11 protein-coding genes are annotated in these 14,103 nt (G+C 31.0%); 9 read left to right on the forward strand and 2 right to left on the reverse strand.

Going from position 1 to position 14,103, the window contains the following annotated elements; all coding sequences use genetic code 11:
- The 8 genes from ACKTTC_RS08685 (at window position 1) to ACKTTC_RS08720 (ending at window position 8,361) form a co-directional block, all read left to right on the forward strand.
- Window positions 1–699, forward strand: a complete 699-nt coding sequence (locus ACKTTC_RS08685; protein WP_408039416.1) for a LytR/AlgR family response regulator transcription factor — start codon at window positions 1–3, stop codon at window positions 697–699.
- A gap of 369 nt (window positions 700–1,068) precedes the next feature.
- Window positions 1,069–2,001 (forward strand): alpha/beta hydrolase, encoded by a 933-nt coding sequence (locus ACKTTC_RS08690; RefSeq protein ID WP_408039417.1) that lies wholly within the window; start codon window positions 1,069–1,071, stop codon window positions 1,999–2,001.
- A 201-nt stretch (window positions 2,002–2,202) separates the two neighbouring features.
- A complete protein-coding gene (locus ACKTTC_RS08695) occupies window positions 2,203–3,339 on the forward strand; it encodes an MBL fold metallo-hydrolase (protein WP_408039418.1) in 1,137 nt (378 codons plus the stop codon).
- 31 nt (window positions 3,340–3,370) lie between these two features.
- Window positions 3,371–4,300 carry a helix-turn-helix domain-containing protein gene (locus tag ACKTTC_RS08700; RefSeq protein WP_408039419.1) on the forward strand — a complete coding sequence of 310 codons (930 nt, stop codon included), beginning with the start codon at window positions 3,371–3,373 and terminating at the stop codon, window positions 4,298–4,300.
- Between the two features lie 127 nt (window positions 4,301–4,427).
- Complete coding sequence (locus ACKTTC_RS08705) at window positions 4,428–4,868, forward strand: RrF2 family transcriptional regulator (protein WP_408039420.1); 441 nt, start codon at window positions 4,428–4,430, stop codon at window positions 4,866–4,868.
- Between the two features lie 110 nt (window positions 4,869–4,978).
- Window positions 4,979–5,431: a hypothetical protein gene (locus ACKTTC_RS08710; RefSeq protein ID WP_408039421.1), complete on the forward strand. Its 453-nt coding sequence runs from the start codon at window positions 4,979–4,981 to the stop codon at window positions 5,429–5,431.
- Complete coding sequence (gene ric / locus ACKTTC_RS08715) at window positions 5,415–6,137, forward strand: iron-sulfur cluster repair di-iron protein (protein ID WP_408039422.1); 723 nt, start codon at window positions 5,415–5,417, stop codon at window positions 6,135–6,137. The genes ACKTTC_RS08710 and ric overlap by 17 nt, the downstream gene beginning before the upstream one ends.
- A 4-nt stretch (window positions 6,138–6,141) precedes the next feature.
- Window positions 6,142–8,361, forward strand: a complete 2,220-nt coding sequence (locus ACKTTC_RS08720) for a nitric-oxide reductase large subunit (protein ID WP_408039423.1) — start codon at window positions 6,142–6,144, stop codon at window positions 8,359–8,361.
- A gap of 46 nt (window positions 8,362–8,407) precedes the next feature.
- On the opposite strand, the gene ACKTTC_RS08725 is transcribed toward ACKTTC_RS08720, so the two are convergent.
- Entirely contained in the window at window positions 8,408–9,109 is a 702-nt protein-coding gene (locus tag ACKTTC_RS08725; RefSeq protein WP_408039424.1) for a CPBP family intramembrane glutamic endopeptidase, read from the reverse strand.
- A gap of 177 nt (window positions 9,110–9,286) precedes the next feature.
- Between ACKTTC_RS08725 and ACKTTC_RS08730 the strand changes: the two genes are divergently transcribed.
- The gene (locus ACKTTC_RS08730; protein WP_408039425.1) at window positions 9,287–10,627 is read left to right on the forward strand and encodes an alkaline phosphatase D family protein; all 1,341 of its coding nucleotides are present in this window, start codon (window positions 9,287–9,289) and stop codon (window positions 10,625–10,627) included.
- A 97-nt stretch (window positions 10,628–10,724) separates the two neighbouring features.
- Here the strand turns inward: ACKTTC_RS08730 and ACKTTC_RS08735 are convergent, their stop codons facing one another.
- A complete protein-coding gene (locus ACKTTC_RS08735; protein ID WP_408039426.1) occupies window positions 10,725–14,009 on the reverse strand; it encodes a glycosyl hydrolase in 3,285 nt (1,094 codons plus the stop codon).
- Between the last annotated feature and the right edge of the window lie 94 nt (window positions 14,010–14,103).

Here is a 14,103-nt window from a genome sequence, read left to right on the forward strand (position 1 = left end):
ATGCATATTTTAATTGTTGAAGACGAATCTAGAATAGCCAAAAGAATACAACGAATGATTCGTGAAATTCTTGGAGATACAATACAGTCTATAACACATATAAATACACTACAAGCTGCTATACAATTTATAGAACATAATACTTTAGATTTGGTGCTTTTAGATTTGAATCTTAACGGTGACAGTGGTTTTGATTTATTAACTACAGTAATTGGTGAATCTTTCCACACCATTATTATTTCTGCATATAAAGATCAAGCCATTACAGCTTTTGAATATGGGGTACTCGATTTTGTTCCAAAACCTTTTAATAAAGAACGCTTAGCACAAGCTTTACAACGAATACATGCAAAAGAAAATACAACAACCAATTCAATTAAGTTTTTAGCCATAAAAAAGCGTCATAAAGTACAATTGATTGCTATTGAAGAGGTACTTTATATAAAAGGTGCTGGAGTTTACACAGAACTTTATTTAAAAAATGATAGGAAAGAATTGCATGATAAATCACTTGAAAAGCTAGAGCAATTATTAGCTCCTTCTTTTGAACGTATCCATAAATCTTACTTAGTAAAAACCTCAGAGATAGCTCAAATTAATGTTTCTTCTGGAAGTAAATACACCGCTACACTTAAAAATGGTGATCCCATTCCTATTGGGCGAACTAAATATAAAGAGTTAAAAACGAAATGGGGTTAGTTTACACCCAACCTAAATTCTTTTGGTATATTTTTCCTTTACCACTCTATAAGCTCCTGTTATTAAGACTATTTTGTTCATTTTTTACACTTATAAATTATTAATAATACAAATGTAGTATCCGTCTTATCTTGCTTCTGTATACAAGTTCAAAGACATTGTATGCATATCGACGATTTCTCTTTTTAAAGAAAGAAATCACTTTAAAAGCTTTACACAATTCCAGTTGTTACTTAACAATGGTTGATAGAAAATTATTTTATACCAAAATGTATACGTCTCTTACCAAAATGTTTAAAAACTACACTTGATGTGTGGCCTAATTTTGTAATCAAATAATTTGAACTAAATTTTAAAACAGTATATATTATGAAATTACAAGCAGGAAAAAACAGCATAACCTTTACATCATTTGGAGTAGCATTAGTTGGTGATTTGTACCTACCTGAAGGATTTGATGAAAACAAAAAATATAAAGCAATTGTTGGCGCTAGTCCGTTTCCACAAGTAAAAGAGCAAGTTTTAGGAACTTATGGACCAGAAATGGCTAAAAGAGGATTTGTTTTCTTAGGATTTGATTATTTAGGAATGGGAGATTCACCAGCATTATCTGGAGAGTTTAAACAATCTCGATATATGTTTAGATTAATTGAAAATACTTGGGATGCCGTTTCATATTTAGGAACACTTTCTTTTGTTTCCGAAATTTATGGAATGGGTGTATGTCAAGGAGGCTCTATCATCGCTTCAGCATCAATAACAGACCATAGAATTAAAAAAATTGCTACTGTGTCTGGTATGATGGCTTCTGATGCTTTTCAATGGACCGATAAAGCAATGGTTAACCAAATGATTGCGGCTGCAAATAATTCGAGACAAAAGATATATGAAACAAGAAAACCAGATTATGTAGCTCCTTTTGGACTTAACGATGAGCAATCTAGAGAAGATTATATTGCTGTTGCTGGAGTAATGGCTGAAGAATCGTATAATTATTATGGAAGAGATGGAATTAAAGGCCCAAAAACTATTGAAAATTTCACTAACATGCATATAGGTGATCAACCAATGGAATCTCTTATATCTATAGGAGAACATTATGCAGATAAAATTGTACAACCTACGTTAGTTGTATATGGTAAAGATGCACCTACAGCAATTTGTTCGACTGCATTTATTGATAAACTTACCAACGAGCATGAAGTTTTAGCTGTGCCAGAATTTGGACATGTAGATTTCTATTACAAACCAGAAGCTGTAAAAGTATCAACTGATGCTGTAGCAGCATTTTTCAATAAATAATTGTAATGTATAGATAGTATAGATTCATATTCGAGCTCCTTTTATTTATATTAGGTATATCTTGTTACTTTACGCTTAAAAATAAATGGCTTTACCTACGTACTATAATTAAAGGAGCTAATTTTTAAATTCGTACTATTGTTTTACACCCCTTAATAAACTAAGACAAGAATAAAATCTAATTATTCTCTAAGTCATATAATGAAAAAAGTATTTAAAATTATAAAAAAGATGTTGTTAACTGTTGGAATTCTTATTGGTATCATTATAGTTATTGGAATTTTATTTGTCAATTTAAGTCCTCAATTTGGAGCTAAAACAAGCAAAGAACAGCAAAAGATATATGCTAAATCAGCGCATTATAAAAATGGGCAGTTTGTCAATATTGGCGGTATCAAATCTGATATGAGTTTTAGTGATATGTTAAAAGCTATTGGTGGAATGTTTAAGCGCATTCCTAATGCCAGACCTACTCCTCCTATTACTGTTGAAAAGGTAGATTCTACAGAGATAGCAAATTATAAAGGTGCAACTAGATTCATTTGGTTTGGACATTCAGCCTTTTTATTGCAAATAGGTCACAAAAATCTTTTGATAGATCCTATGTTTAGTGATGTTCCAGCGCCTCATCCTTTACTAGGAAGTAAACGTTTTAGTAATGAATTGCCTATTGAAATTGAAAAAATACCAGTAATTGATGCCGTATTAATTTCTCACGATCATTATGACCATTTAGATTATGAGTCCATCAGAAAACTAAAGCATAAAGTAAATACATTTTTTACTCCTTTAGGACTTGGAGCACATTTACAACAATGGGGTGTTTCTAAAGATAAAATTATTGAATTGGATTGGTGGCAAGAAACAACATTTGAAGGTTTGACTTTTGTAAGTACACCAGCACAACATTTTTCAGGAAGAGGATTATCAGATAGAGATAAAACCTTATGGTGTTCATGGATAATTCAATCACCAAATGAAAAAATATTCTTTAGCGGTGATAGCGGTTATGCTCAACACTTTAAAGAAATTGGTGAGAAATATGGTCCTTTTGATTTTGCTATGATGGAATGTGGTCAGTATAACGAATTATGGCCAGAAGTACATATGTTTCCTGAGCAAACTGCACAAGCTGCGATAGATGTAAAAGCTAAAAAAGCAATGCCAATTCACTGGGGAGCTTTTAAGTTAGCACAACATTCTTGGACAGATCCTGTTCAAAGAGTAATGCAGAAAGCAAAAGAATTAAATTTAACACTAGTAATTCCTGAAATAGGAAAACCTACAACCATAAACGAGACTGTATCAACTACTCAAAATTGGTGGAATCGTAATTAATATCATACATTTAAATTTAATTTAAAGTAAAATGCCTAGTTATCATTTTAATACAATATCAGAGTATCACAAGCATTTTGAGTTACCAGAGTCTGAAAATCCTTTATTTAGTGTTGTACATAATACATTAAAAGAAGATGAGGAAGTAAATTGTAATAGCTACGATTTTGATGATCCAATAGAACTTAATTGTCAGTTTTATAGTATCAGTTTTAAAAAGATTATCTCTGGCGAAGTAACCTATGGACGTACAAAGTATGATTGCTCTAATGGAACATTGTTATTTACTGCACCTAATCAAAAATTAAGTTTTAAAAATATTGTATTCAGTTCCGAAAGCTATCATATAGCCTTTCACAAGGATTATATTCGTAATTTAGATATTTATCAAAAAATCAAACAATATAATTTCTTTAATTATAATGTAAACGAAGCCTTGCACTTATCTCCTAAAGAAGAACAAATCATCAAAGATATTTTCAAAAATATTGAAATAGAATATCTTAATAACCAAGATGAATTTAGTAAGGAAATTATTATTTCGCAGCTAGAAACCTTATTAAAATATGCAGATCGTTTCTACAAAAGACAATTTATAAACAGAACAGAAGATAACAAGATTTTAATTACAAAGTTTAAAGATGTACTGAATACCTATTTTGAGCAAGATCTATTTGCAGAAGAAGGTATTCCTTCTGTAGATTGGATGGCTGCTCAATTAAAAGTAAGTCATAGATATATGAGTGATACGATAAAAGCTGAAACTGGAAAAACAGCAATAGATCAAATCAATTTATTCTTAATTGAAGAAGCTAAAAGTTTATTATTAAATCCTAACTTCTCTATTTCTCAAACAGCTTACAAACTAGGTTTTGAATATCCTCAGTACTTTACGAGAGTCTTTAAAAAGAAAATAGGAATGAGTCCAAAAGAATATATAAAGAAACATACTTTGAACTAATTTTTCATTTATTTATTGAATTGTAAGCTATTCTCCCCTTGTATTACATTAAATAATTAAACAGTTTTTATAAAAGATATTTTTATCCTTTATAAAAACTGTTTATATTTGCAGAAACTTTCTATATATGTTTTCAAAGTCATGTGAATATGGAATGCGAGCTGTTATTTATGTCGCTAAACAAACCTCACTAGGTAATAAAACCAGTGTGAAGGAAATTGCTAGTGCAACAGATTCACCTGAAGCATTTACTGGGAAAATATTACAGATACTAACTAGAAATAATATAATCGACTCTATAAAAGGCCCTTATGGTGGTTTCTTAATTCATGAAGAAAAAACAAAAGAGATCAAATTAAGTCAAATTGTACAAGTGATAGATGGAGATAAAATTTATACTGGTTGCGGACTTGGTTTAAAAGAATGTAATGCTAAAAATCCATGCCCTATTCATGATAAGTTTATTGATATTAGAAGTAATTTAAAGACTATGCTAGAAACCACAACTGTATACGACTTATTAAAATCTGAAACTGGAGAAAATAAAATACTACAACTAAAAAGATAATCTATACATTTTTTAAGGAGGGGGTCCCTCTTTATTTTTAAAACAATAAAAGATAAAAATATCCTTTATAAACAACAATTTACATAAAAGATAAAAACATCTGTTATACAATGAAGAAATTATTAAAACCATATATAATAAGTGCATCAATTTTCATCTGGATTGGTTTTGTTGGGGCCATTAGTTTTATGGAAGCTTGGTTAAAATTTAAGGCTACAGGCGTTACTCAAAAAATAGGTTTAGCTATTGGGAGTTTGGTTTTTAATGCTTTAAACAAAGTAGAATTAGTTATTGCTACGATTATTATTATAGTAATACTTAACAACAAAACCTTATTAAAAAAGAAGCTTTTTAGAAGTTTACTCCTCCCCTTCTCAATACTAGTATTTCAAAGCTTTTACTTATTACCCATTTTAGATGAAAGAGTTCAATTAATTATTACAAATATGCCTGTTAAACAGACGTATGATCATTTTTTATATGTCTTTTTAGAATTCATCAAAGTATTAGCATTATTAATTATAGGAATTCAAATTTTACACAAAAATGAATATACATACTAACACACTGATTTCAGAAATAGTTGCTGAAAATTATAATACAGCAACTGTTTTTAAAAAATATGAAATAGACTTCTGTTGTAACGGTAACAGAACATTAAAAGAAGTATCTTCAGAAAAGGATATTGATATAAAAGTACTTATATCCGAAATAAAAAAGTTGCATAAAATTTCATCTACATCGAAAGATTATCAAAGTTGGGATATTGGCTTTTTAAGTGATTATATCTATCAAAATCATCATTTATATATAGAAAGAAGAGGGCCAGAAATCATTAGTTATTTAGATAAGATATGCAATGTACATGGGAAAAAGCATCCTGAGCTTTTTGAAATAAATACCTTATTTAAAGATGCTTTAGGTGATTTAACGATGCATATGAAGAAAGAAGAGTTAATTCTCTTTCCCTTTATTAAAAAAATTGCAAAGGCTAACAAAAATAACGAAAAACTCACGCCTCCTCCTTTTGGCTCTATCAGTAATCCTATTGAAATGATGCATACAGAGCATGATAATGAAGGGGAACGTTTTAGAAAGATTGCTGAGCTATCTAATAATTATCAACCTCCAGAAGATAGCTGTAGTACTTACAGAATAGCTTTCATTTTACTTAAAGAGTTTGAAGATGATTTGCACAAACACATTCATATAGAAAACAACATTTTATTTAAAAAAGCAATTTCAATCGAAAACAAACTAAACAATTAAAGAAATGAAGAAAATTTGGACAATATTTATCCTTGTAGTAGTATCATCTTTTGCTGCACTTATATGGGTAGGTACAGAAATATATCAAACACAACCTCCCATACCCGAAAAGGTAATTGTAAAAGAAACAAATGAGGTTTTTTATAATAAATCAGATATACAAACTGGACAAAATGTATGGGAATCTATAGGTGGTATGGAAGTAGGATCTATTTGGGGACATGGAAGTTATGTAGCCCCAGATTGGTCTGCTGACTGGATTCATAGAGAAGCAAAATATTTATTGAATTTTTGGGCGCATAAAGATTATGGTTCGTCATATAAAAATTTAGATGTAGAAAAACAAGGTGCTCTTAAAGCGAGATTGGTTAAGGAAATTAGAACCAATACTTATAATAAATCAGATGGTTCTATTACTATTTCTAAAGCAAGATTGGCAGCTATTAAAGCTAATATTCAACATTATAGTTCCATATTTTTTAATGGACATGAAAAGTATGCTATTCAAAAAGGAGCACTAACAGATAGTACAAAACTAAAACAATTAAATGCTTTCTTGTTTTGGACTTCATGGGCAGCAAGTACTAATAGACCAAATAAAGATTATACTTATACTTCTAATTGGCCACACGAACCTTTAATTAATAATACAATTACTGCAGATTCCCAAATTTGGTCTGGTTTTTCAATCATTCTATTGATCTTATTTATAGGTATTCTCGCATTTTATCATATCAGAAACCATGAAAAAGGAGAAGCAATTACAAGTCCTAGCAAAGATCCTTTACTTGCAATGCCTTTATTTAGATCTCAGAAAGCAGTTTTAAAATACTTCTTTGTAGTTTCTTTATTGATTGCTTTACAAGTTGTACTGGGCATTATTACAGTGCATTATACTGTAGAAGGACAAGCTTTTTTTGGTTTTGAATTATCGCAATATTTACCTTATTCCATAACAAGAACTTGGCACACACAATTAGCTGTGTTTTGGATTGCTGTTACATGGTTAGCAACAGGATTATTTTTAGCTCCTATGATTAGTGGTAAAGAAATGAAATATCAAATTTTGGGTATTAATTTCTTATTCATTGCAGCATTAATTATAGTAGTAGGTTCTATGTTAGGTGAATGGTTAGGAATACATCAATTTTTAGAACTTTCTACAAACTTTTTCTTTGGACATCAAGGATATGAGTATATGGATTTAGGAAGGTTCTGGCAAATATTATTAGCTATTGGTCTTATTCTATGGATGTTTATGGTGGGCAGACATATTCTTTTTGCCATTCGGAAAAAAGACGATTCTAAACATTTATTAATTATACTACTCGTAGCTGTTATGGCCATAGGAATGTTCTTTTTCTCTGGTTTAATGTATGGAGAAAATAGTACATTACCTGTAATAAATTATTGGAGGTGGTGGTTAGTACATTTATGGGTTGAAGGTTTCTTTGAAGTATTTGCTACTGTAACGATTGCTTATTTATTTTCTAGAATGAAAATCATCTCAATTAAAACAGCAGGGAAAGCTTCTATTGCTTCTGCAACTATCTTTTTAGCGGGTGGAATTATAGGAACTTTACATCATTTATATTATTCAGGAACTCCTGTACAAGCCATAGCATTAGGAGCTACATTTAGTGCTCTAGAAGTTGTTCCTTTAACCTTAATGGGGTTTGAAATAAGAGAGAATTGGAATTTATTAAAAGAGAATGAATGGATACAACGCTATAAATGGCCTATCTTCTTCTTTATTTCTGTTGCTTTTTGGAATATGCTTGGTGCTGGGGTATTTGGATTCTTAATTAATCCACCAATAGCATTGTATTACATACAAGGATTAAATACCACAGCTGTACATGCGCATACAGCATTATTTGGTGTATATGGTATGTTAGGAATGGGATTCATAATTACGTGTTTACGATTATATTCTAAAAGATTATGGAATGAAAAATTGATTAGAAATGCTTTTTGGTTATTAAATATTGGATTGATTTTAATGGTGGTATTAAGTCTATTACCATTAGGAATTATACAAGCGTATACTTCAATTACAAAAGGATATTCTTACGCTAGAGATGCTGAACTTTTATACACTCCTACTGTACAAACTATAAAATGGATGCGAATAGTTGGAGACGTTATTTTCTCTGTAGGTATTGTATACTTCTGTTGGTTTGTTATTAAGGAAACTGTGTTCTTAATGAAATCAAAAAAGTAAGAATAAAGAAGGTGTTTGCCTTTTTAAGGTAAACATCTTCTTTAAATTAATCTAAAACTCGTCCAGCCATAGACATCGTATTCAATATGCAATGAGCTATAATTAATGGCCATAAATTCCTGCCAAATTTTACATAAGCGATTCCCATTACCAAACCAATAATAGCCACAGTAATAGATCTTTCTGAGATATCATAAGAATGTCTAAAACCAAAAATTAAAGCTTGTAATATAACTGCAATTACAGTAGCAAATGAAGTTGAAGAAAATAAGCGTTCAAACCAAGAAATTAGAAAACCTCTATCTAGTAACTCTTCTAATGTAGATTGTAATAATACGAAGGGAATAATTGTGAAAAAATGCACCCAATTTCCTTTTAATTCTCCAAACTTAGAAACAGCATTTTCAGATGACATATCTGGAGTTAGTGTAAATGGTAAAACGTCACGTATTTTCTGAAAAATAATAATTAAGACAGGTGTTGCTACTAAAATCCCAACGGTAACCAGTATCATTTTTAAAAAACTTTCTGGTTTTCGTAAACCTAAATCTTTCCAAGAAATATTTCGAACTTTCATTCTCCAAGAAGCAATAATTAAAGTAGAAAAAGACCAAAATAGTCCATTAGTAATGAAATGAAGTTTAGGAAAATAAATTTCTCTTATTAAAAACATTACTGATAAGTATATAATAAGGTCTAATAAGAAGTCTTTTTGATGCGTACTCGTAGGTTTACTAATTGAATTCATTTAGTTTCGTTGATTTTAAATATATATTAGACGGTATTTGATTCAACTTAGTTACAAAAACTGGTTAAATCTTTTAAAATAGCGTATTGATAATATTTTATTTAAGTTCTGTGTATGAATAAAATAGTTTTAAACTTCTAAATTTGTTATTAAATCAAGAACACATATTCTTTAGATATGAAAAAACAACAACTTTTTTTAGTAATTGTACTATTACTTCATACTGCAATTTCTTTTGCTCAAGATTTAGTACAATCTGGACCAATGTTAGGTTATTCAACAATGAGAGAAGCTTTATTATGGGTACAAACTACAAAACCTGCAACCGTTCATTTTGAGTATTTTGATAAAAAACAACCTAAGAAACGTTTTAAAACAGAAAAATATACTACACAAGTCAACAATGGTTTTGTTGCAAAATTAGTAGCAGATCAGGTGCTGCCTGGGAAAAAGTATACCTATGAATTGTATGTAAATGGAAAGAAAGTAAAACGAAACTATCCTATGGAGTTTCAATCACAAACTTTATGGCAATGGCGTACAGATCCTCCAGAAATAAATTTTGCTATTGGAAGCTGTACTTATGTAAATGAAAAGCGTTTTGACAGACCTGGAAAACCTTACGGTAGCGGTTATGAGATTTTTAATGCTGTATATGATAAAAAACCTGATTTTATGCTTTGGTTAGGTGATAATACCTACTTAAGAGAAGCGGATTGGAATACACGTACGGGCTTTTTACATAGATATACACATACAAGATCATTAAAAGAATTGCAGCCTTTACTTGCTTCTACTCATCATTATGCTATTTGGGACGATCATGATTTTGGTCCTAATGATTCTGATGGTAGCTTTCCTTTGAAGAAAACATCTGCTGAGATGTTTAAACTTTTTTGGGGAAATCCAAATTACGACGCTTTAGATACTGGTGGAATTACAGGATCATTCCAATGGGGAGATTTAGATTTTTTCTTGTTAGACAATCGTTATTATAGAACTGCTAATAGAAATTTCACAGGAGAGCGTCAAATGTTAGGAAAAGAACAAATTGACTGGTTAATTAATGCTTTAGCTTCTAGTAGAGCACCTTTTAAATTTATTGCTATAGGCGGACAAGTATTAAGTTCTGAAGCAATGCATGAAAACTATGCTACTTTTCCTAAAGAGAGAGCCTATTTAATTCAAAAGATTAGAGAAGCAAAAATTGAGGGTGTTATTTTCTTAGATGGAGATAGACATCATACAGTACTTAGTAGAATGAAAGAAGCTAAAAATGTTTATCCTCTATACGATTTAACTTGTTCTCCCCTAACTTCTGGAGCGCATGCTAGTAAAGAGGAGTATAATGCTTATAAATTAGAGGATACCTTAATAGGTGAACACAATTTTGGAATCTTAAACGTTAGTGGACCTCGCACAGATCGTATTTTAAACATTAAAATCTTTAATAAAGAAGGTAAAGAATTATGGAGTAAAGAGATCAAAGCTAGAGATTTAAGATATAAAAGAAGATAAAACTGAATATAATTATATAAAAAAGTGACTGTAGTTTTTACAGTCACTTTTATTTTATACTAATTTTTAAACAAGATTTTGGTTAAGATATATAAACTTAATCCTCATAGCCTCTTCCAGGTGTATAAGGCGCTCCAGAAGCAATTAATTTCTTCTCTAAAGCTTTTACATCTTGATTGTACACTTGCTCTGCTTTTCTTTTAATCGCTTCAACTTGTTCTTTAGCTATTGCATAGCTTTCCTTATGTGTATTTGTTGGCGTAGCAGTAGAATATTTTTGTTCATAACCAATAGATCCTAAGCGACTTGCAGGAGATAATGGCTGATCTATATCTAATCTACGTTTTATTGGGTCTCCATATAAATCTAACTGAATTTGTTCTAACTGATCTTCAATTCCTTTTACTTCAGTTAATAAGCCTCCTAAAGGTTGATCTGCTTGTTTAATGGCTACTTTTATATAACGTAACTTATTTCTAGATTCTGACATTAAGTTTTGTGCAATTCTTAAATCAGCTTGTAACTTGGCCAATTTCTTTTGAAATGCTACTTTTTCTAAACGATCTTTCGCTGGCATTTCAACATTATTCAAGGGTTTTACCTCAAAAGATACAGGATCTGTTAATTTACTCAACGTACCATCTTTTAACAATGACATTTCTACCGTATATGTTCCAGGAGCTACTAAGGTTCCTTCTTTTTTACCAGCAAAAGGATTGTAAAATCTTGGTTTACTCAAACTAATAGGATCTTGAGGAGTATATCGTAAGTTCCAAAGGAATCGTTGTACTCCTTTTCTAGCTGGTTTGAACTCTTTTTTTACTACATTCCCATTCTTATCTTTAATAGTGAAAACCAACTCATCTTTACTTTCCTCTGTCTCTGCTTTTAAAGCATCATAACTTGGATAAGGTGTATCTGATCCAGATTTGATTAATTTCTTCTCTTTCTTTTGACGTTGACTTTTTAACGATTTGAAATTTGAATCGTAATAATACGTAATTATTGCTTCGGGGCCTAAATTAGGTGCTGTATACAAATTATCTCCTTGGAATGACTTTCCTGGTAGCCCTAAAGGACTACTCTTTTCCCACATTAAAGCAGTACGAATTGGATAAATTTTAGCTTTTTCTGTTGGTTTTACGTTTTTAATATTTCTTAATACAGCATAATCATCTAATACATAAAATCCACGCCCAAAAGTTCCTAAAATCAAATCATTTTCTCGTTCCTGAATGGCAATGTCTCTAACTGCAATCGTTGGAAGTCCGCTTTTTAATTGTTTCCAAGTTTTTCCTTGATCTGGTGAAAAGAATGCACCAAATTCTGTTCCTACAAAAAGAAGATTTCTGTCTTTAGTATCTTCTTCAATAGCATAAATACTACCACGTTCTGGAAGATTTGATGCAATTGGAGTCCATGTTTTTCCTTTATCTGTTGATTTAAATATATACGGTTTAAAATCACCATATTTATGATGATTAAATGCTGCGTAGATTACGTTTTCATTATGTCTAGATAAATACACGCTATTTACATACGATTGCGCTGGTGCTCCTTGAATTTTTGAAATTTTACGCCATGTTTTTCCTCCATCTTCAGAAATATGAATTAATCCATCATCTGTTCCTGCAGCTAATAAATTTTTATTTACAGGTGATTCTGAAAAAGCAACAACACTTCCATAAGGAGAAGTCGATCCGTTTTTCATTACTGCATCTATACTTACTACGCGATCGTATACTTTTAATTTATTACGATCTATTTGTTGCGACAAATCATCACTAATTACTTCCCAAGTATTTCCATAATCATCTGATTTAAATATTTTGTTGGCAGCAAAATATAATCTTCCTGGAACGTGCTTACTTACTGCTAACGGAGCATCCCAATTAAAGCGATATGCATTTTCACCTTTTCTAGCTTTAGGTTTAATTCCTACAGTTTCTCCACTCTTTTTATCAAAACGAACTAAACCACCGTACTGTGATTGTGCATATACAATATTTGGATTGTTAGGATCTATTTGAGATTCAAAACCATCTCCTCCATTTGTAATAAACCATTCTGAATTTCGTATTCCATGATTTGTTAATACTCTAGAAGGTCCTCCTAAACTAAAATTGTCTTGTGTTCCTCCATAAATATTATAAAAAGGATAGTCGTTATCTACAGCAACCTTATAAAACTGTGTTACAGGTAAGTTTTCTTTAAAATCCCATGTTTTTGCAGCGTCAAATGTTTCATAAATTCCTCCGTCACAACCTACAACCCAATGTTTGTTGTTTTTGGGATTTATCCACATACAGTGGTTGTCTACGTGCTTGGTATCTTCTCCAACTAATTCAAAAGTTTTACCACCATCATGAGTTACAGACATCCACGTATCCATAGAATACACTGTATTTTCATCTATAGGATCTGCAATAATTTCTTGATAATAGTTTCCACTAGTTACATGAGAGCTTTGTTTTTTCCAACTTGCTCCTCTATTTGTAGATACGAAAAAGCCTCCTTTTCTATCTGCTGCTTCCACAATAGCATATATTTTTTCTGGATTTGCAGGAGAAATTGCCAAACCAATACGACCTAATTCTACATTAGGCAAACCTTTATTAATTTTTGTCCATGTTTTTCCTCCGTCAGTACTTTTCAAAATTCCAGATCCTGGTCCACCTCCAACATAGGTGTATACGTGACGCCTTCTTTGAAAGGTAGAAGCATACAAAACATTCGGATCTCTTGGATCCATTACCACATCATTTACTCCAGTATGCTCATCAACTTTTATAATTAATGTCCATGTTTTTCCCCCATCTTCTGTTTTATAGAGCCCACGATCTCCTCCTTTACTCCATAAAGGACCAATCGCTGCTACATACACTATATCAGAGTTTTCTGGATCAACAATGATTTTTCCTATATGCTCAGAAGTTTTTAAACCCATGTGTTGCCACGATTTCCCTCCGTCTAATGATTTGTATACACCATCTCCATAGGAAACAGAACGTTGATTGTTATTTTCTCCAGTACCTACCCAAATTACATTTGAATTGTTTGGATCCATTGTAATACAACCTATAGAATAAGATCCTTGTCCATCAAAAATTGGTTCGTATGTAATTCCTGCATTTACTGTTTTCCATACACCTCCTGCTGCTGTAGCAACATAATATTCAAAAGGATTATTCGGATTAAATGCAAAATCAGAAATTCTTCCTGAAGTTAAGGCTGGTCCTACATTACGCCATTTCAACCCAGAAATATTGATTGTTTCTAACGGTGTTTTTTCTTCAGTCTTTTTCTTTTTTCTTTTTTGAGCATGTGTTGCTTGGCTAACACTCAAAAAGAGACTGAGTAGTACAATAATTGTTTTTTTCATTATGTGATTCTAAATATGTAAAGTATTGATTGATTAAGCGTTATTTTTTTACGAATAACTAAATTTTTCAATGATTTTTATCTACTCCATTGTG

It is taken from the genome of Tenacibaculum amylolyticum, assembly GCF_964511145.1.
Taxonomy (GTDB): domain Bacteria; phylum Bacteroidota; class Bacteroidia; order Flavobacteriales; family Flavobacteriaceae; genus Polaribacter; species Polaribacter amylolyticum.